At 61.9% G+C, this 17,680-nt stretch carries 21 protein-coding genes; 7 read left to right on the top strand and 14 right to left on the bottom strand.

From position 1 onward, the window contains the following. Positions 1-25 precede the first annotated feature (25 nt). The 3 genes from Q0X85_RS18900 to Q0X85_RS18890 are packed head-to-tail and all read left to right on the top strand — an operon-like array spanning position 26 to position 2,477. Positions 26-964 carry a bifunctional riboflavin kinase/FAD synthetase gene (locus tag Q0X85_RS18900; RefSeq protein WP_297774617.1) on the top strand — a complete coding sequence of 313 codons (939 nt, stop codon included), beginning with the start codon at positions 26-28 and terminating at the stop codon, positions 962-964. After that, entirely contained in the window at positions 961-1,431 is a 471-nt protein-coding gene (locus Q0X85_RS18895) for a YcgN family cysteine cluster protein (protein WP_297774616.1), read from the top strand. The genes Q0X85_RS18900 and Q0X85_RS18895 overlap by 4 nt, the downstream gene beginning before the upstream one ends. Beyond that, the gene (locus Q0X85_RS18890) at positions 1,431-2,477 is read left to right on the top strand and encodes a beta-eliminating lyase-related protein (RefSeq protein WP_297774614.1); all 1,047 of its coding nucleotides are present in this window, start codon (positions 1,431-1,433) and stop codon (positions 2,475-2,477) included. Before Q0X85_RS18895 ends, Q0X85_RS18890 begins: the two co-directional genes overlap by 1 nt. A gap of 46 nt (positions 2,478-2,523) precedes the next feature. On the opposite strand, the gene Q0X85_RS18885 is transcribed toward Q0X85_RS18890, so the two are convergent. After that, positions 2,524-3,765 carry an MFS transporter gene (locus Q0X85_RS18885; RefSeq protein ID WP_297774612.1) on the bottom strand — a complete coding sequence of 414 codons (1,242 nt, stop codon included), beginning with the start codon at positions 3,763-3,765 and terminating at the stop codon, positions 2,524-2,526. Positions 3,766-3,774: 9 nt separating this feature from the next. Continuing rightward, complete coding sequence (locus tag Q0X85_RS18880) at positions 3,775-3,999, bottom strand: hypothetical protein (protein WP_297774611.1); 225 nt, start codon at positions 3,997-3,999, stop codon at positions 3,775-3,777. 236 nt (positions 4,000-4,235) lie between these two features. Here Q0X85_RS18880 and thrS point away from each other — a divergent pair, with 236 nt between their 5' ends. Then, positions 4,236-6,215: a threonine--tRNA ligase gene (thrS, locus tag Q0X85_RS18875; RefSeq protein ID WP_297774609.1), complete on the top strand. Its 1,980-nt coding sequence runs from the start codon at positions 4,236-4,238 to the stop codon at positions 6,213-6,215. A gap of 12 nt (positions 6,216-6,227) precedes the next feature. Here thrS and Q0X85_RS18870 read toward each other — a convergent pair whose 3' ends face one another. Further along, positions 6,228-6,596, bottom strand: coding sequence for a hypothetical protein (locus Q0X85_RS18870; protein ID WP_297774607.1), 369 nt, complete (start codon positions 6,594-6,596; stop codon positions 6,228-6,230). Between the two features lie 45 nt (positions 6,597-6,641). Then, a complete protein-coding gene (locus Q0X85_RS18865) occupies positions 6,642-6,959 on the bottom strand; it encodes an ArsC/Spx/MgsR family protein (RefSeq protein ID WP_297774606.1) in 318 nt (105 codons plus the stop codon). 206 nt (positions 6,960-7,165) lie between these two features. On the opposite strand from Q0X85_RS18865, the gene Q0X85_RS18860 reads away from it, so the two are divergent. After that, positions 7,166-7,372, top strand: a complete 207-nt coding sequence (locus Q0X85_RS18860) for a cold-shock protein (protein WP_074787280.1) — start codon at positions 7,166-7,168, stop codon at positions 7,370-7,372. Positions 7,373-7,460: 88 nt separating this feature from the next. On the opposite strand, the gene Q0X85_RS18855 is transcribed toward Q0X85_RS18860, so the two are convergent. The 10 genes from Q0X85_RS18855 to Q0X85_RS18810 form a co-directional block, all read right to left on the bottom strand. Beyond that, the gene (locus tag Q0X85_RS18855) at positions 7,461-7,745 is read right to left on the bottom strand and encodes a hypothetical protein (protein ID WP_297774604.1); all 285 of its coding nucleotides are present in this window, start codon (positions 7,743-7,745) and stop codon (positions 7,461-7,463) included. Positions 7,746-7,875: 130 nt separating this feature from the next. Next, the gene (locus Q0X85_RS18850; RefSeq protein ID WP_297774602.1) at positions 7,876-8,361 is read right to left on the bottom strand and encodes a hypothetical protein; all 486 of its coding nucleotides are present in this window, start codon (positions 8,359-8,361) and stop codon (positions 7,876-7,878) included. A gap of 88 nt (positions 8,362-8,449) precedes the next feature. Next, the gene (locus tag Q0X85_RS18845) at positions 8,450-9,319 is read right to left on the bottom strand and encodes a sulfotransferase domain-containing protein (protein WP_297774601.1); all 870 of its coding nucleotides are present in this window, start codon (positions 9,317-9,319) and stop codon (positions 8,450-8,452) included. Beyond that, entirely contained in the window at positions 9,316-10,149 is an 834-nt protein-coding gene (locus Q0X85_RS18840) for a sulfotransferase domain-containing protein (RefSeq protein WP_297774600.1), read from the bottom strand. Before Q0X85_RS18840 ends, Q0X85_RS18845 begins: the two co-directional genes overlap by 4 nt. Positions 10,150-10,250: 101 nt before the next feature. Beyond that, positions 10,251-11,363, bottom strand: coding sequence for a porin (locus Q0X85_RS18835; protein ID WP_297774598.1), 1,113 nt, complete (start codon positions 11,361-11,363; stop codon positions 10,251-10,253). Between the two features lie 190 nt (positions 11,364-11,553). After that, positions 11,554-11,940: a carboxymuconolactone decarboxylase family protein gene (locus Q0X85_RS18830; protein ID WP_297774597.1), complete on the bottom strand. Its 387-nt coding sequence runs from the start codon at positions 11,938-11,940 to the stop codon at positions 11,554-11,556. Between the two features lie 4 nt (positions 11,941-11,944). Beyond that, the gene (locus Q0X85_RS18825; RefSeq protein ID WP_297774595.1) at positions 11,945-13,267 is read right to left on the bottom strand and encodes an FAD-binding oxidoreductase; all 1,323 of its coding nucleotides are present in this window, start codon (positions 13,265-13,267) and stop codon (positions 11,945-11,947) included. Between the two features lie 80 nt (positions 13,268-13,347). After that, complete coding sequence (locus tag Q0X85_RS18820) at positions 13,348-14,130, bottom strand: arginine deiminase family protein (protein ID WP_297774593.1); 783 nt, start codon at positions 14,128-14,130, stop codon at positions 13,348-13,350. Positions 14,131-14,157: 27 nt separating this feature from the next. After that, entirely contained in the window at positions 14,158-15,345 is a 1,188-nt protein-coding gene (locus Q0X85_RS18815; protein ID WP_297774591.1) for a pyridoxal phosphate-dependent aminotransferase, read from the bottom strand. Beyond that, the gene (locus Q0X85_RS18810) at positions 15,342-15,983 is read right to left on the bottom strand and encodes a TetR family transcriptional regulator C-terminal domain-containing protein (RefSeq protein ID WP_297774589.1); all 642 of its coding nucleotides are present in this window, start codon (positions 15,981-15,983) and stop codon (positions 15,342-15,344) included. Before Q0X85_RS18810 ends, Q0X85_RS18815 begins: the two co-directional genes overlap by 4 nt. Positions 15,984-16,082: 99 nt before the next feature. Here Q0X85_RS18810 and Q0X85_RS18805 point away from each other — a divergent pair, with 99 nt between their 5' ends. After that, a complete protein-coding gene (locus Q0X85_RS18805; RefSeq protein ID WP_297774588.1) occupies positions 16,083-16,874 on the top strand; it encodes an ATP-binding cassette domain-containing protein in 792 nt (263 codons plus the stop codon). Positions 16,875-16,914: 40 nt separating this feature from the next. Further along, a complete protein-coding gene (locus Q0X85_RS18800; protein ID WP_297774586.1) occupies positions 16,915-17,676 on the top strand; it encodes a transporter substrate-binding domain-containing protein in 762 nt (253 codons plus the stop codon). Positions 17,677-17,680: the final 4 nt, after the last annotated feature.

Below are 17,680 nucleotides of genomic sequence, written 5' to 3'. Positions count from 1 at the left end.
GCCGCGCGGCGCTAGGCCATGCCCCATGCGTATCATCCGGGATTACACCTATGTCACCGAGGCCGATCGCGGGGCCTCCGTCGCCATCGGCAATTTCGATGGCGTCCATATCGGCCACCTGTCGGTGATCGATCAAGCGCGCGCGGCGGGCCGAGAGACAGGCGCGCCCCTCGGCATCCTGACATTCGAGCCGCATCCACGCGAATATTTCGCCCCCGATGCGCCCCCGTTCCGGCTGATGGGCCGCGAGGCGCGCGCGCATCGGCTGGAAAAACTCGGCGTCGAGCGGCTCTATGAGATCAATTTCAACGCGGCGCTCGCCTCGCTCAGCCCCCGCGACTTTGCACAGAACGTGATCCGTGACGGGCTGGGCCTTGCGCATGTCGTGGTCGGCGCGGATTTCTGCTTTGGCAAGGGGCGCGCGGGCAATGCCGCAGATTTGCAGGCGTTCGGCGCGGAGATGGGCTTTGGCCTGACCATAGCGCATTTGCTCGAAGGCGAGGCCGGTCAGGTCTCTTCCACCGCCATCCGCCGCGCGCTCTCGGACGGCGACCCGCGCACCGCTGCCGCCATGCTGGGCCATTGGCACCGCATCGACGGGCCGGTGGTGGGCGGCGAACAGCGGGGCCGCACGCTTGGCTATCCGACCGCGAACATGTCCATCGAAGGGCTGCACCCACCGAAATTCGGCGTCTATGCGGTGCTTGTCGATGTGCTCGACGGGCCGCATGAGGGGCAGTATTACGGCGCCGCCTCGCTCGGGCTGCGGCCGATGTTCCACGGCGAGGTGCCCAATCTGGAAACTTTCATTTTTGATTTCTCCGGCGATCTCTACGACGCGCCGCTTTCGGTCGCGCTGGTCGATTACCTGCGCCCCGAGGAAACCTTTGACGGTCTCGACGCCTTCATAGCGCAGATGGATGCCGATTGCGCCCGCGCGCGCAGCATACTGGCGGCACTATGAGCGATCCCATCGACCGCAGCGGATTGCGCCCGCGCTTCTGGGAAACCACCCGCCTCGACCGGATGACGCAAAAGGAATGGGAGGCGCTCTGCGATGGGTGTGGCAAATGCTGCCTCAACAAGCTGGAGGATGACGAGACCGGCGAGGTGGCGCTGACCCGCGTCGCCTGTCGGCTCTTCGATGACACCACCTGCCGCTGCGGGCAGTATTCCATCCGCCAGCAATTCGTGCCGGAATGCATCTCGCTCAAGCCCCACACGATCGAGCGCCACGCCTACTGGCTGCCCGAAACCTGCGCCTATAAGCTGCTCTACGAGGGCAAGCCGCTATACGATTGGCATCCGCTGATTTCCGGCGATCCCCAGAGCGTGCATGACGCGGGCGTGTCGATGCAGCATCGCACCGTGCCCGAGTTCGACGTGCCCGAGGATGACTGGGAAGAGCATATCATAGAGGAGCCCACCTGATGCAATTCGCCTCCGACAATTCCGGCCCGGCGCTCCCCGCCGTCATGCAGGCGATGAGCGAGGCCAATGCCGGGCACATGCCGTCCTATGGCGACGAGGCGCTGATGAGCCGCGTCCGCGACCGGCTGCGCACCCTCTTCGAGGCTCCGCAGGCCAGCGTCTATCTGGTGGCCACCGGCACAGCGGCCAATGCGCTGGCCCTCGCCACCCTGTCGCAGCCGTGGCAGACGGTGTTCTGCACGCCGCTTGCGCATATCCACACCGATGAGTGCAACGCGCCCGAGTTCTTTACCGGCGGCGCAAAGCTCAGCCTTGTGGGCGAGGCCGACAAGATGACGCCGGATGAGTTGCAGGCCGCGATCAGCGCCTGGCCCGCAGGCGATGTCCACAACCCGCAGCACGGGCCGCTGGCGCTGACACAGGCGACCGAGCGCGGGCGCATCTATAGCTGCGCGGAAATCACCGCGCTAAGCCAAATCGCGCGCGATCACGGCCTGCCCTGCTACCTCGACGGCGCGCGCTTTGCCAATGCGGTCGCGGCTTTGGGCTGCACCCCCTCCGAGATGACTTGGCAGGCGGGCATCGACGCGGTGTCGATGGGCGGCACCAAGAATGGCTGTCTCGGGGTCGAGGCGGTGATCTTCTTCAACCCGGAAAACGCGTGGGAGTTTGAATTGCGCCGCAAACGCTCGGCGCATCTGTTTTCCAAGCATCGCTATCTCTCGGCACAGATGCTGGGCTATCTGGCGGATGATCTATGGCTGACCACGGCGCAGACGGCCAATGCGCAGGCGACAAGACTGGTGCGGGGATTGCGCGACTTGACCGAAGTCGAGATCACATTTGAACCGCAGGTCAACATGATCTTCGCCCGCCTGCCGCGCGCCACCCATCAGAGACTGAAATCGGCGGGCGCAGCTTATGCGCTCTACGAAGGGCCGCTCGACCAAGGCCCGGCGGAGGAGCGGCTGCTGGCGCGCTTTGTCTGCGACTGGTCGATCACCGACGCGGAGATCGCGCGGTTCTTGGAGGTCGCAGAGGCCTGATTCTCTGCGCGAGACAGACGCGCAGGATCGCGATCACATCAAGGGCTTATGAGGTGACCGGGCGCAGGCTCAGTGCCAAAAGGCCACCTACGCCCGCCAACAGGGCGAAACCGGTCAATGCCAGAATGGGCCCTATGATCGACAGAACACCACCAAACGCGCCTACCAACAGCAGCAACAGACCTATGACAGTATTGGCGAGCGCCGCATTCTGGCTGCGCCGGGCCTCGTCTGAAATATCGACAAGGTAAACCGAGCGCGCCTGCCGGATCCCATGATAGGCTAGCATCAATACAAACAGGATGAACGGGATGATCCCGGGTATCTGGGCCAGCCCCAGAAGTGCTGCGCAAACCGCAGCCCCCATCGCAAGCGCCGAGAGGCCACCGGCAAGGGCAAGGACGCGTGGACTGTCGCGATCGGCCATCCGACCCCAAGCATAGGAACTGAGCAGAGACGCGGCTGAAGAGGCGAGAAGCAATCCCCCGAGCGCGCCGAGTGCGCCCGCCTCTTGTGCCGTGAGCATCACCATATAGGGCGGTGCCAGCGCCACGCTCACCAAGAGCCCCCGCACCGCGATGAAGCGCCGCAAATTGGCGTCATTTCGGAGAATATCCAGATAGCGTTGCCCTGCCTTTTGTGGTTCATCCGGCGTGCTGTGCTCTTCGCGCAGCCCGGCCAGCACCAATGCTGCGAGACCCCACAACACCGCCGCCAGGCCCACGGCACCGATCAACGCTGCCTCGTTGCGCAGCACTCCGACGATCATCAGGGTGGCAAAGACCAAGATCGCCGCGGCCGACAATGACCCAGCGAGCCCGGTCACGCCCCCACGCCATGTCTGCGCAACGGTCTTGCCAAGAATGTCCTTGTAAGACACCGAAGACGCCGCGCGTGCGATGGCGAGGCCAGCAAGGCAGAGACAGATCAGAAGACCTGCGAGCCAGCCCTCCGTCCATAGGGCGGCCAGCGCGATGAGTGCCGCAGCAGCGCCCTGCCCGGCACTGCCCACGACCCACATCCAACGACGCTGCCGCATGCCAGTGAGCCACGCGCCGAGGACAAGCTGCGGAAGCAACGCCCCGGCCTCGCGGATCGGCACAAGCATGCCGGTGAAAAAGGCAGGCGCGCCCAAAGATGTGAGCAGCCAGCTCAGAACCAGCTTGGGGTCGAGCAGCCCGTCCGCGATCTTGCTCAGACTGAGCGCACCGACATGACGGCGCGCAGCAGCACGGTCACCGGTATCGTCGCGCTCTGTTGCAATCAGAGCGTTGATGAAAGAGGGCAAGGCGCGAGGTCAGCCCCCGATATAGGCAGCGCGGCGCGGTCTGTAAAAGACCTTTTGGTTGTGTAGCCGGCCCAAAAGGTCATGCACCTGACGCAACCTGTCATCGCGCGAGACACCTTCCTCGAAGAGCTGATCGGGCTGTGCCGTCAAGTCGGCCCGTGTGCGCTGAAGTGCGCTTTCGATCAGGTCCATGTCGTCGACCGTCAATTCAAATCTCGAATTATAGCTGGGCATGACAGTTCCTCGCTTTGATTGACCGCGCAACAATGTTGCGCGTTCGATATACGGCATTTAGGGCCTCATTAGCGACCTGTCCACCGTTTATTTCGCAACTGCGGCATTGTGTGGCCGCTTAGCGTTGTGTGACCAGGCCCAAAGCCTTGACCTTGTGGATATCACCGGGCATGACAGGCGGCACATACCCGCAACCGGGCGTTCAGTGGGCGCCAAACCGACGAGGAGCCAGAGCAATGGCCGATATCTCCCTCACCTTTCCCGATGGCAATGCGCGCAGCTACCCCGCAGGCGTGACCCCTGCCGACGTCGCGGCCAGCATTTCGACCTCACTGGCGAAAAAGGCCATTTCGGCACATGTCGACGGCCAGCACTGGGATCTGCAATGGCCGATTCTGCAGGACGCGGCGGTCAGCATCAACACGATGAAGGACGAGGCCCCGGCGCTCGAACTCATTCGTCATGATCTGGCGCATATCATGGCCCGCGCGGTGCAGGAGATCTGGCCCGAGGTGAAGGTCACCATCGGCCCCGTCGTGCAGAACGGCTGGTATTACGATTTCGACCGGGAGGCGCCCTTCACCCCCGAAGATCTCGGCCTCATCGAGAAGAAGATGAAGGAGATCATCAACCTGCGTGATCCGGTGCGCACCGAGATCTGGGAGCGTCCCCGCGCCATCGAGCATTATCGCGGCACCGGTGAGCCCTACAAGATCGAGCTGATCGAGGCCATTCCCGGCGACGAGCCGCTGCGCATGTACTGGCACGGGCACTGGCAGGATCTGTGCCGTGGCCCGCATCTGCAACATACCGGTCAGGTGCCCGCCGATGCCTTCAAGCTGATGAGCGTCGCCGGGGCCTATTGGCGCGGCGACAGCAGCCGCCCGATGCTGCAACGCATCTATGGCGTGGCATTCCAGTCCAAGGAAAAGCTCAAGGATTACCTTACCTTCCTTGAAGAGGCCGAACGCCGCGATCACCGCAAACTGGGCCGCGAACTGGACCTTTTCCACATGCAGGAAGAGGCCCCCGGCCAGGTTTTCTGGCATCCCAACGGATGGACCATCTACACCGGGCTGCAGGATTACATGCGTCGCAAGCAGCGCGCCGGCGGCTATCGCGAGATCAACACCCCTCAGGTGGTCGACCGCAAGCTCTGGGAGGCAAGCGGCCATTGGGAGAAGTATCAGCACCACATGTTCCTGGTCGAGGTGGATGAAAGCCGCGACGGCGAGAACGACGATGCCAGCGCCCGTAACCGTGACCAGACCCGGATCAACGCGCTCAAGCCGATGAACTGCCCGTGCCACGTGCAGGTCTTCAACCAGGGCCTCAAGAGCTATCGCGACCTGCCGCTGCGGCTGGCGGAATTCGGCTCCTGCGCGCGGTTCGAGCCGTCGGGCGCGCTGCACGGAATCATGCGGGTGCGCGGGTTTACCCAGGATGACGCGCATATCTTCTGCACCGAGGACCAGATTCAGGAGGAATGCGCGCGCTTCATCGACTTCCTCGCCGAGGTTTATCGCGAGCTGGGCTTTCCGGATTTCGAGATCCGTTTTGCCACGCGACCCGAAAAGCGGGTGGGCTCGGACGAAAGCTGGGACCATGTCGAGGGGGCGCTGGAAAAGGCGATCAAGGCGGTCGGGCGCGACTATGTGCTAGAGCCGGGCGACGGCGCGTTCTACGGGCCAAAGCTCGATTTCTACCTGACCGACGCGATCGGACGGGTCTGGCAATGCGGCACCTTCCAGGTCGACCCGAACCTGCCCGAGCGCCTCGGGGCCACCTATATCGGTGCCGATGGCGACAAGCACCGCCCCTATATGCTGCACCGCGCCTGCCTCGGCTCGTTCGAGCGGTTCATCGGCATCCTGATCGAGAACTGGGAGGGCCGCCTGCCCTTCTGGATGGCCCCGCGTCAGGTGGTCGTGGCCACGATCACCTCGGAGGCGGATGACTATGTGCACGAAGTCGTTGAGAGACTGACCGCCCTCGGCATCCGCGCCGAGGCCGACATCCGCAACGAAAAGATCAACTACAAGGTGCGCGAGCACTCGGTCGGCAAGGTGCCGGTGATCCTCGCCTGCGGCATGCGCGAGGTTGAGGAGCGCACCCTTTCGGTGCGTCGTCTGGGCGAAAAACAGACCAGCATGCGCGGCCTTGACGAGATGGCCGAGGCGCTGGCGCGCGAGGCAACGCCCCCGGACCTTCTCTGAGGCGCGCGCGCCTCAGAAATGTGATTTCGGCTCGTCCGGCTTGCCCGCACTCACCGCGAGCAGCCCGGCGAGGCCAGTAAAGCCGAGCGGGAACATCGTAAACACATTGAACCCGAACGCGTAATACATAAGCCCGGCCGAAAGGATCAGCAGTACACCACCGATCAGCGCGCGGACCTTGGCCATAGCGCCGCCGGCAATTGCCAGCAACGGCGCCAGAAAGCTTGCAGTCCGGATGAGCTCGGGATCGCTTACCTGTTGGATCACCCCATCCACATCACCGATACGCGCGACAACCTCGGTGTAGCCATAGCTGAAAAATCCGACAAGGATCGCCAGACATCCGCCGATGATCCCCAAAACCATAGCCGCTGCTCTCATTCGTTCCTCCGTTCCGACACAAGCGATGTGGGCAGGTTATAGGCGTTATCCAAGAAGCGCCGCCTGCGTGTCCTTGCCCCATCCGAGATAGAGCGTGCCCGAATCGTCAATCAATGGACGCTTCATCAGCGCGGGATATGCGGCAAGCAAGGTGATCGGATCCGTTTCCCGATCTTCCTCGCTCAATCCGCGCCACGTCGTCGATTTTCGATTCACCAAAGCCTCGCCAAACTGCGCATAAGCCACCTGTACAAGCCCCTCGGGTAGACCATCAGATCGGATATCGCGAAATTCCACCGCCTCACCAAGAGATTTCAATGCCTTGCGGCAAGTATCACAGGTTTTCAAGCCGTACAGGATCATGGTGTCCTCTTTCGTTTTCGCCTCAATACCGGGCAATTACGCGCCCGTCACTGAGTTTCGCTTGATTTTTACATTGGCAATGCAATCATCGAAGCCGTGACGACAGGCGTAAAGATACCGTCCCTGCTCTGCTTGGCCGGTCCTTTAGGCACAGGCGTGACATGGCCCGGCATATTCCCGGGGAAGAGACGAAAAGGAGAAGCGGAATGCCGACTGGCACCGTGAAATGGTTCAACACCACAAAAGGTTATGGGTTTATCGCCCCGGACGACGGCGGAAAAGACGTGTTCGTGCACATCTCGGCCGTCGAACGGTCCGGGCTTACCGGGCTCGCCGACAATCAAAAGGTTGGATTCGAACTTCAGGACGGACGGGACGGACGTCAGATGGCGGCAGATTTAAAGCTGCTCTGAAACGCCAGCGGCAGTTCAGGCCAATTTCTCGCAATCCCGGCACAGGGCGCGCCACGGCGCGCCCTGTGATTCGGGTCGTATCAAGGCGTCAGTTGCAGCCCTTGCTGCCAACCGGGCAATTCAGATGCGCGCGCGCACTTCGGGAGACATGCCGTACCTTGGCGACCGGATGCCGCATCGCCTGTTGATATGACTGCGACTGGTTCGGCTCGCCACAGCAGATGACACCGTTGATCGAAACCGGCTGCAAACCGGCAGGACAATAATTGGCATGGCTTTCATACGCATAAATCTTGGGGCCCTGCGCCGAGGCAGGGGCCGCCAATACGGCAAGGGCCAGCGCAGAAATCAGGGATTTTGCTAGGAAACGCATTGCGACCTCACTTTAAGACTTTGGGAAACTAGGTAAAGCGTATGGGATCGCCGATCGCTGTCAATTTATTTCCCCGAAAACACTGTGTTGCAAAGGCGAATACAATACGCCTGTGGCAGGACTGCCAAACTCAGGCCTCGGGTCCGGTTTGCTTGAATACCACGACGAAAGTGCCTGACTCGTCGTCCTCTACATGCACAACTTGACGCGGCAGTTGCAGGACAGGCGTTTGGGAGGCGTCCGTAGCCTGCCAGGGCCGCCCGGTCACTGTACAGCCTGCCTCTTGGCCTGCATAATCTTCAGCCGGCTCCACCTCGGGCATAAAGCCCAGCCCACGCACCAACACGTCCCGCCCCAGATAGACCGCCCCTGACCTGATGACCTTTGGCGCAGAATACTTGGTCAGGATAGATTGCTGACGGCTCTGCGCCCAGACGCCGCACACCATGGTCCGGCCCTGATACTCTCTGATGTCCACCGCCACGCTCAATCCGCCGCCACTGTCATAGGTTCCGCCTGAAACGACCGGATCGGACCCAAGCCGCGCAACCAGTTGTGGACCGGTCTCGGCGCAACCGACAAGTGCCAGAACACCGATTATCAAACTCTTGCGCATTGTGCAGGGCCTCCGCGACCAGTGGCTTGAAACATATCTCTCAAGCCTAACATATGCATCCGCTGTACGATTGCCACCCACCAGTCGGTCATACCCGTGCGGCAACCTCGGCGGTTTCCTTGAGCATTTCCGGATACCACTGCTCCAGCGTCGGCAAGAACGCCTCGCGAAGCCGCGCCACCTGCGCCGGTGTCAGATCCTCGCGCCAAACCCCGGCCTGCCCCTTGGCGAAAAACGCCTTCATCTCGCTCGGCTTTTCTGCAAACCCATGGGTTTCCTCGAACTTCTTCATCGCGTCAAAATTCGTGGCCTTCACCGCGCGGGCAAGTTTGGGCTTGTCCACCGGCACTCTGAAAAACTTCTCGATCAGGCCGCGCATCGCCTTGCCGGTATTGGCCAGCATGTCCTCGTAACGCAGGGTATAGATCGGCAACCCCGGTGCGCGTGTCCAGCTGTTGAGGTGATCGTCCCACCGGCCAAGCGGCTCGAATATACCTTGGGCCGTCCCGGCCATGGAATCGGGGTTCATCATCCGGTCGATCGCCGTGTCCATGTCCGTCGCCTGATGACGGGCAAAGGACGGGGCCAGATCGAACGGGTTGCGCATGATATAAATGGCAGCCGCCGTCACATCTGGCGGGATGAGATCATATTCTCCAACGCGCATCGTCTGGCAATGTGTCTTGACGAAATGATGGGTCGGCTTGGACGCAGCGATCAGGCGCAACGCCTTGGGCCGCACCTTGAGCCAATCTTCGACTGTTGTTCCGGTATATTTGCCCCCGGCGGCGGCATCGAAAAAGTCGCTTCGGACATCTCCGGTGGTGAAATCGCGCAGATTGTTGAGATCGGGCACCTGCCCCGGCGGCATGAAATAATGCGCCAGCAGGCTACGTATCCACGTGTTGCCGGATTTGGGAAAAGAGGCGAGCCAGATGATGCGCTGCAAATCACTCATTCAAGATACCCGTATTTCTTCATCACCTTGCGATGTGCATGCTTCATCTTCTTGACCAGTTGCGGCTCGAGATCGGTCTTCCACTGGTCGCTCGTGCCCTTTGAGAAGAAGCGCTCGCTTTGCTGTGATTTCTCGACAAAGCCCTGTTTCTTTTCCTGCTCGGACAATTCCTTGAAGCTGGAGAACATGATCGCCCGGTTGAGGCGCTCCGGCTCCACCGGCATGCCAAGATGCTCGATGACCTTTGCAAAATTCTCGTGTGGATCGGCGAGCAGGTCCTCGTATCGAAGCACCAGGACCGGGTAGGACGATGGCGCGGTCCAGCTTCGCACATGGTCCGACCATGAGCCCATGAACTGTGTGACGGTCTCATGATCCGCAGGGTTGGCGTTATCCACGTGACTGACCGTATAGACCGCCTCTGCGGGCGTCATGCCGTAGTGGCGCGCGTAGGACAGGACCATATCGAGCGGATTTCGCAGAAGATAAATCGCGGACCGGGTCACCTCATCGGGGATAAGGGGTACACCACGCGCGACGACACGCGCGTTATGCGTCTTGACGAGGTTGATGTCGGCTTTGTTGGCGACGATGCCCCGCAAGACACTCGGGCGCAGTTTCAGTGTGAGATCGATGTCAGCGGTGTCGATCGGGTGGCCAGCGACCATCTGATAGGTCTTGGCGATCGAGTCTCCCATCGCGATCCGATGTGCGTTGTTGATCGGCACCGGATCTTTGCCATTCGCAATATAGTTGGCCAGAAAGATGCGCGTCCAAGTGTTGCCCGATTTGGGATAGGACGCCATCCAGACGATACTTTTCTTCATCATTAGGGGCGTCCGTGCTGGGGCGGTGAATATTTCCGTCCGCAAAATAAAAGCGGCGGGGGGTAATGTCACCCCCCGCCGCCAAGCTTTTCAGATCAATTCGATCAGAAGCTGAGGTTGATCGCGGTTGCGATCACGTCACCATCGATATCCGGGTTACCGGCAACGGCACCGTTGTTGGATTCCTGGTGGAAGTAGTACACGTCCCAGCTCACGCCGGCACCCAGCGAGCGCGATGCGCCCAGCTTGTACGCTTCGTAGTCGGAAGTCGGAGCGGCACCAGCGTTGGTGACTTCGCCGACATAGCCTTCGAGGCCAACAGTCCACGGACCAGCGATGTCATAGGACGCGCCGATGCTGTAGCCTTCCTGATCGCCAACGCCACCGGCGAAGCCGTTTTCGTTCTCGGCATAAGATGCACCGAAGGTGAAACCGCTGACGCTGAAGGATGCGCCCAGGCCCCATGTTTCGGGATCGGAGCGGCCTGCGACGTTCGAGTTACCTGTACCCCAACGTGCGCCGAAGTTGACGTCAACACCGTTGAACGACTGGCTGTAGCCAACACCGAGGTCGAAGATGTCGGTGATGTTGGCGGCCGCATTGAAGTTAACCGGCGCGTTGTTCGCCGCGTTGCCAGCGCTGCTCGGCGCGTAGGAAACACCAAGTGTCAGACCGTTGAACGACGGCGTGAAGTAGGTGATGCGCTGAACGTCGTTGTTGCCCGCGACTTCAGTGTAGGACGACAGAGCCGCCTGACGGAAACCACCCGAACCGGTGACCGGAACGAAGGCCGAAGTCGAACGCGAGTTGATCGCCATGGAGCCAACCTGCGGTGCGGCAACCATCAAACGGTAACCAGCCGAGTTCTCGGAGCCGAGGTCGATACGGCCGAGCGTGTCGCTGGAGATCGTGACATACGATTCGTCGATGCCGTCAATACCACCGCCGCCGTTCAGAGCTTCCATCTGAACGTTGAAGCCGAAGGTCATGCCGTTGTCGAGCGTGACGGAGGGCGAGAAGATGATTTCCGAGTTGGTGAAGACGTTCACGCCGTCGAAGTCAGCGCCAGCGGGAACGCCGGTGCCGTCAACGCTGGAGTAACCAACGTGGGTGTTTGCGAAACCGCCCCAGTCCATGTCCCATTCCTGGGCCGATGCCGGTGCGGCCATTGCGACGCCGAGTGCGATCGCGCTGGTGCTCAGAAGTTGCTTTTTCAAGGGTGTCCCTCCTCATAAGCAGGTTTATTCATATCCGCCGCACCAGTCATTGGAAACGGCTTGGGTGATGAAATGCGCCATTCCCCCCCAAACTGTCAACGCACCCACCCGGCTCGCGCCGCTTCCCGCCCGGATTGTGACGCAGAAACCACACACCTTCTGCATAGCTGTGGCAAACACGCGCCACTCATCAGCCCTGCGACTCCTCAAGCACCTTTTTGGCAGACCGGAAACATTCCACCCCCTGCGGCACACCGCAATAAATGGCGACGACGTGGATAATCGCGCGGATTTCCTCGGGACTCACGCCGTTGCGGACCGCGCCCCGGCAATGAATCTCCCATTCATGCATCTTGCCCAGCGCCCCCAGCATGGAAAGATTCATCATACTGCGGGTTTTCGCGTCGATCACCTCGTCGCCCCAGCCAAACCCCCAGCACCACGCGGTCATAGCCTCTTGAAAAGGCCGGGTAAATTCATCCGCCGCCGCGAGGTTGCGCTCGACATACTCGGCGCCCAACGTGGCCTTGCGCTGTTCCAGCCCCTTGAGAAAGAGGTCTTCGTCAAATGTGCTCATTATCTCACTGCTCCTTGTCAGCCTGCCAATCCTCGATCCGGTCCACGACCTGCCGATACCACAGATTCGCGGCGCGCAGGAAATGCGGGGTTTCGCCGGGATGCAGCCAGCTGCGGCCGAGCGACGTGGCGCTGTAGGCTGTTGCCCCCCGCGCATCGCCCACCGCTTGGTAGGCCGCCTTGGCCCCCAGCCAGGGCGCCATGACCGTGCCCGACCCCGAAAAGCCCATCGCGTAATGCACCCCGTCCTCATGGCCGACATGGGGCATGTGCGAGAAGGTATAGCCGGTGAAGCCCCGCCACGAATGGCTGAGCCTGACGCCCTCCGATTCCGGCCAGATCCCGACCATGGTACGGTATAAGTGTTCACCCGAACGTTCCGGCCCGATTTCGGCCATCGAGGCACGCCCCCCAAAGAGCACCCGCTTGCCGTCGGGCGAAATTCGAAAATAGCTGTGACGTGCCCGCGTTTCGACCATCATGCGCCGCCCCGGCGCAATTTGGCCGATGAGATTCCGCGGCAATTCCTCGGTCGCGATGATATAAGACGGCAGCGGGAACACCCGTGCCACATGCCAGCGAAACGGGCGGCGCGTGTAGCCATTCGTGGTCAGCACGACCTTTGCCGCCCGAATCATTCCCTTTGCGGTCTGCACCCGATAGCCCGCACCATCCGCCGCGCGCCCCGTGACCGCGGCATGCGCCACCACCGGAACGCCGCGCGCCCTGACAGCGCGCAACAGGCCCTGATGAAACTTGGCCGGATGAATCGCGCAGTGCTCTGGAAACAAGAGGCCGCCATGATACTTGCGCGTGGCGATTTCGCGCCCAAGGTCGGCGCGCTCGACGATTCGGGCCGCCACGTCCGATTTCGTGACGATCGTTTGCGCCAGCGTCTTTTGATTGGCGAAATGCGCCGGCGTGTAGGCCAGCTGAATACGGCCGGTCTCTTGCAAGTCGCACTCAATCTGCTCGCGCGCGATCAGGTCCTTGGCCCAGTCGAGCGCCGGTCTGGCCTCGGCAAAGAGCGCGTCTGCGGCCTCGGCCCCGAAGCGTTTGCTCAATGCCCCCCAGCCCAGCCTCGGATGGGCACCGAACATGCCGCCATTTCGGGTCGAGGCCCCATGCCCGGGCTCGGCCGCATCGACAACGACCACCCGCGCGCCGCTCTCGTGCGCCGCGAGCGCGGCCGATAGCCCGGCATATCCTGCACCGACCACAAGGACGTCACAGGTATCCGGCAAGTCCTCTCCTGGCGCGGGCTGCGCGAGCGCATCCCACCAGTACGGCGTGCCCAACTCGGCCTCTGTTGCCCACTCGACCCGCATGGTCCCTCCTTGTGTCCCTCATGCGCCGCGATTGGCAGGCAGCGCCACAGCCGGGAAACCCCGATCCAAGGCATCAACACTCAGAATCGCAAGGAAAGACAAGACATTCCACCATCCAGCTTGGCGCATTCGCTGTTATTGATCTGCACGACCTCGTACCCGTGGGCATCCAGCATCTCGGCGGTGCGCGGAAACCCGGCGGCCATGATCACCAAACCATTGAACCGGATACAGTTGCCCGCAGCCTCTTCGCCCTCCGGGACATGCAGCACCCTGTAGCCCTCAAAGCAGCCCGACGCCGCCAGCCGCGTCGTGCTCAGGATCGTCTCTGCATCCAGCAGGCCGCAATCGGTCTTGAAATGCAAAATACCCTCGGGCGTGTCCACCCGTCGCAGGGAATGGCCATGTTCGCGGACGATATCGGAGAGTTGCGTCACGCCCTCGTGATTGGTGCGCGCCGACAAACCCACCAGAATCTCACGTCCGGTGACCAGAATATCACCGCCCTCGATCGTTCCCGGCGTGGTAATCTCGGCCATGGCCTCGCCATAGAACGCCTGTAGATGCGGGGACATCTCGGCCACCTCCCCCTGACGCGATGGCGCACCGGGACGCATCGCAACCGCCACCGAGGGCAGACACAGCATGGTGTCTTCGACAAACACAGCGTCAGGATAGGTATCGAGCGGCGGCAACTCCAGCACCTCTGCCCCTGTGCTACGCAACGCGCTGACATAGGCGGCATGGTCGGAGAGCATCTGTTCCAGATCCGGGGCGCCGGTATCCTCGGCCCGCAAACCGTCAATGATGCTAGGGGCGGGCTTGCGCGTGACCGCGTGACGGAATTCAAAGGTGGCGTTCATGGGAAACCCTCTTGTTGCAATGCCCATTCAGGCGGTTTTGACGTGCCTCGCATTGGCGTGCTGCACGATCCGGCCGATGGCCTCGGCAAAGGGGCCATCCTCCACCGTCAAGGCAACCCTCACCCAGCTGTTCAGGGTTTGCCCGAACGAACTGCCCGGCATCACCGCGACACCCGTTTTCTCCAGCAGGTCAAGTGCGTAAGACGTCCCATCCAACCCTGTTGCGCTGACATCGATCATGGCGAACATCCCGGCTTGAGGCCGGTGCACCGTGAGGGCTGTTTCCGCTGCCAGACGATCCGCCAAGAGCTTGGCCCGGCCCGCAAACCGTTGGCGCATCCCTTCGGCGACCGGCGAGCCTTCGCGCACGGCCTGCTCGGTCATGTCCGCGATAAACGGTTGATTTCCAAAAAGCATCGTCTCTGACAGGGCGAGCAACGTGGCCGTGAACTCCAGAGGCCCGACGCACCAGCCGCTGCGAAACCCAGGAGCGGCATGGCTCTTGGAGATCGACGAGACCGCAATCACACGCTCGGCCAGATCGGGATCGGACAAGGGCGAGACAAAGCGCGCGCCATCAAAAACAAGCTCTTCATAGACCTCATCCGAGATGATCCAGAGGTCATGTTCCGCTGCCAGACGCCCCAGAGCGGCGATATCGTCGCGGGTCAGGATTGCCCCGGTGGGATTGTGCGGTGTCGTCAACAGGATCGCCCGCGTGCGCGGTGTGATAAACCGAGCGGCATCCGCTGCCGCCATCCGAAAGCCATTCTCGGGCCACAACGGAACCGGCACCATATCGGCCCCCGTAGCCCGAATGACGCCCTCGTAGGTGGCATACATCGGATCCCCCACCAGAACCTCGCAACCGGCTTCGGCCACTGCCATCATCACGGCGTAGAGCGCGGTTTGGGTGCCCGGGAAACACATGACCTGATCGGGGTGAAAACTGCGCCCCTCACGCGCCGTGTAGGTCTCTGCCAGAGCCGTCCGCAGACCGGGCTCTCCGCGCCCGTCCGAATAGCCGGTGCGCCCTGCCTGCATCGCGGCAAAGACGCCTTCCTTGAGGCGCTCGGGGGTTGGCACATCGGGCTCTCCGATGGTCAGCCCGATGACATCCTGACCGGCGCGCGCCATTTCCTTGGCGCGCGCGTGGATCTCCCATTTTGCGCCGCCCAACCCGGCCAGCCGATCATTAATCGACGAAAATCTCATGTCGTCACACCCTCTTCCAAATCCATTCCGACGATCGCGCCCACGGCATGTAGTCCGATTCCGATCAACTCGTCCGGGCCGAAGGCCTCGGGCAGCGCACCGCCCTCAAGCCATAGCCCGTCAATCACCGCATTGCAGGCAATCGCCAAGCGCCGCGCTTCGGTCGGCTGCGCTCCGCGTCCGGCCTCCTTCAGCGCCGCCACGATCAACGTTTCCAGACGGTCGCGGAAATCGTGGTAAGTGCGCGCATGAACCTCTCGCATTTCCGTATCTCGCCGGACATGCCCGAGGAATCCGGCCCAAAGCCCGACAGCGGCAGCATCCACGACCGGCGGCGACACAGACGCCACCACGAGTGCGGCCAGCCGCGACCGCGCGCTGCCGGCATGCGCCGCCCCTTCAAAGGTCTGCTCGGTCATGCCGGCCATATGCGCCAGATAGGCCGCCTGCACCAATTCGTCCTTGGACGAAAAGTAATGGCGGATGAGGCCCTGCGTCACATCCGCCTTCTCGGCGATCGCACGGACGGTCGCGCCGCTGACGCCCTGTTCTGCGATCAGAGCGAGCGTCGCGTTGACCAGCGCCTGACGGCGCGTTTCGGCCCCTTCGCGCCTGAATTTGCGGCGATCTCCCGTCAAGATGCTGTGTTCCCATGTCCAGAGAATTATACACTTGCATAATTACTGCTGTTGCGCCTTACTACAAGCTGAAAAACGCCGGAGCAGGAGACATTTGTCGTGACAGCAGAGCCCCGACACGCCACCGCGCCCGCCCCGGCGGAGGCCGCGATCACCGTCGAGAATCTGCACAAGTCCTTCGGCTCTCTCGAAGTACTCAAGGGTGTTTCGGTGACCGCGCGAAAAGGCGATGTGGTGGCGATCATCGGCGGCTCTGGCTCTGGCAAATCGACGATGCTGCGTTGCATCAACTTTCTCGAAACGCCTTCGTCCGGGCGCATCATCGTCAATGGCGAGGAAATCGCCATGCGCGCGGATGGAAGCCCCGCAGACCGCCGCCAGATTGAACGGATTCGCACACGGCTGGGCATGGTGTTTCAGGCCTTCAATCTCTGGACGCATCGGACCCTGCTGGAAAATGTGATCGAGGTGCCGGTGCATGTGCTTAAAACCCCCAAAACCGAGGCCATCGCTCGTGCGCGACAGCTGCTTGACCGGGTCGGCCTCGGCGACAAGGCCGACACGTTTCCTGCGTTTCTGTCTGGTGGCCAACAACAGCGCGCGGCAATCGCGCGGGCGCTCGCGGTCGACCCCGCGGTGATGCTCTTTGACGAACCAACCAGCGCGCTTGACCCCGAATTGGTCGGCGAAGTGCTGACAGTGATCCGGGATCTCGCGGCAGAAGGGCGCACCATGCTCCTGGTCACGCACGAGATGAAATTCGCCCGCGAGGTCGCCGATCACGTGGTCTATCTCGATCAGGGCCGGATCGAGGAAGAAGGCCCGCCAGAGCGCGTGTTCGGCGCGCCCGAAACCGCCCGCCTCAAGCAATTCCTGCAAACCGTCGGATAAGGCGGAACGACTCAACCATAACCCAAAAGGGAGACTTACAATGACGTTGAAATCTATCCTCACCGCAGCAGCACTGGCCGCATTCGGCACTGGGCTCGCCGCCCAAGAGGTCAAGATCGGCATCGCCGCCGAGCCCTATCCGCCCTTCGCCTCGCTCGATTCGTCGGGGACTTGGGTCGGCTGGGAGATCGAGGTGATTGATGCTGTTTGCGCCGCCGCCGAACTCGACTGCGTGCTGAGCCCGGTGGCATGGGACGGGATCATCCCGTCGCTGACCGGCGGGCAGATCGACGCGATAATGGCATCCATGTCGATTACCGAAGAGCGGCAGAAAACCATCGACTTTTCGGACCCTTACTATAACACGCCCGCCGTAATCGTCGCCGACAAGGCGCTCGACATGGACGCCAGCCCCGAGAGCCTGGAGGGCAAGATCCTAGGCGTGCAGGCGTCAACCATCCATCAGGCCTATGCACAAAAATATTTCACTGACGCCGCTGAGATCCGCGTTTACCAGACCCAGGACGAGGCCAATCAGGATCTGTTCGCGGGCCGCATTGACGCCACTCAGGCCGACAGCATCGCGATGGCCGATTTCGTGGCGACCGATACCGGCGCCTGCTGCGAGATCAAGGGCAGCGTGGCCGACGATCCGGCAATCCTCGGCAAAGGCGTGGGCGCTGGCGTGCGCCAAGGCGACGATGACCTGCGCGAGGCGCTCAACGCGGGCATTGCCGCCATTCTTGCGGATGGAACACATGACGCCATCACCGCGCGCTACTTCAAGGCCAGCATCTACTGAGCCC

Source organism: uncultured Roseovarius sp. (genome assembly GCF_947259555.1).
GTDB lineage: Bacteria > Pseudomonadota > Alphaproteobacteria > Rhodobacterales > Rhodobacteraceae > Roseovarius.
This window is presented reverse-complemented; position numbering and strand designations above follow the sequence as displayed.

What these genes read in the sequence shown, in the direction of transcription:
- Q0X85_RS18900 (WP_297774617.1), top strand. Translation starts at nt 26, where the DNA reads ATGCGTATCATCCGGGATTACACCTATGTCACCGAGGCCGATCGCGGG.
- Q0X85_RS18895 (WP_297774616.1), top strand. Translation starts at nt 961, where the DNA reads ATGAGCGATCCCATCGACCGCAGCGGATTGCGCCCGCGCTTCTGGGAA.
- Q0X85_RS18890 (WP_297774614.1), top strand. Translation starts at nt 1,431, where the DNA reads ATGCAATTCGCCTCCGACAATTCCGGCCCGGCGCTCCCCGCCGTCATG.
- Q0X85_RS18880 (WP_297774611.1), bottom strand. Translation starts at nt 3,999, where the DNA reads ATGCCCAGCTATAATTCGAGATTTGAATTGACGGTCGACGACATGGAC.
- thrS (WP_297774609.1), top strand. Translation starts at nt 4,236, where the DNA reads ATGGCCGATATCTCCCTCACCTTTCCCGATGGCAATGCGCGCAGCTAC.
- Q0X85_RS18870 (WP_297774607.1), bottom strand. Translation starts at nt 6,596, where the DNA reads ATGAGAGCAGCGGCTATGGTTTTGGGGATCATCGGCGGATGTCTGGCG.
- Q0X85_RS18865 (WP_297774606.1), bottom strand. Translation starts at nt 6,959, where the DNA reads ATGATCCTGTACGGCTTGAAAACCTGTGATACTTGCCGCAAGGCATTG.
- Q0X85_RS18860 (WP_074787280.1), top strand. Translation starts at nt 7,166, where the DNA reads ATGCCGACTGGCACCGTGAAATGGTTCAACACCACAAAAGGTTATGGG.
- Q0X85_RS18855 (WP_297774604.1), bottom strand. Translation starts at nt 7,745, where the DNA reads ATGCGTTTCCTAGCAAAATCCCTGATTTCTGCGCTGGCCCTTGCCGTA.
- Q0X85_RS18850 (WP_297774602.1), bottom strand. Translation starts at nt 8,361, where the DNA reads ATGCGCAAGAGTTTGATAATCGGTGTTCTGGCACTTGTCGGTTGCGCC.
- Q0X85_RS18845 (WP_297774601.1), bottom strand. Translation starts at nt 9,319, where the DNA reads ATGAGTGATTTGCAGCGCATCATCTGGCTCGCCTCTTTTCCCAAATCC.
- Q0X85_RS18840 (WP_297774600.1), bottom strand. Translation starts at nt 10,149, where the DNA reads ATGATGAAGAAAAGTATCGTCTGGATGGCGTCCTATCCCAAATCGGGC.
- Q0X85_RS18830 (WP_297774597.1), bottom strand. Translation starts at nt 11,940, where the DNA reads ATGAGCACATTTGACGAAGACCTCTTTCTCAAGGGGCTGGAACAGCGC.
- Q0X85_RS18825 (WP_297774595.1), bottom strand. Translation starts at nt 13,267, where the DNA reads ATGCGGGTCGAGTGGGCAACAGAGGCCGAGTTGGGCACGCCGTACTGG.
- Q0X85_RS18820 (WP_297774593.1), bottom strand. Translation starts at nt 14,130, where the DNA reads ATGAACGCCACCTTTGAATTCCGTCACGCGGTCACGCGCAAGCCCGCC.
- Q0X85_RS18815 (WP_297774591.1), bottom strand. Translation starts at nt 15,345, where the DNA reads ATGAGATTTTCGTCGATTAATGATCGGCTGGCCGGGTTGGGCGGCGCA.
- Q0X85_RS18800 (WP_297774586.1), top strand. Translation starts at nt 16,915, where the DNA reads ATGACGTTGAAATCTATCCTCACCGCAGCAGCACTGGCCGCATTCGGC.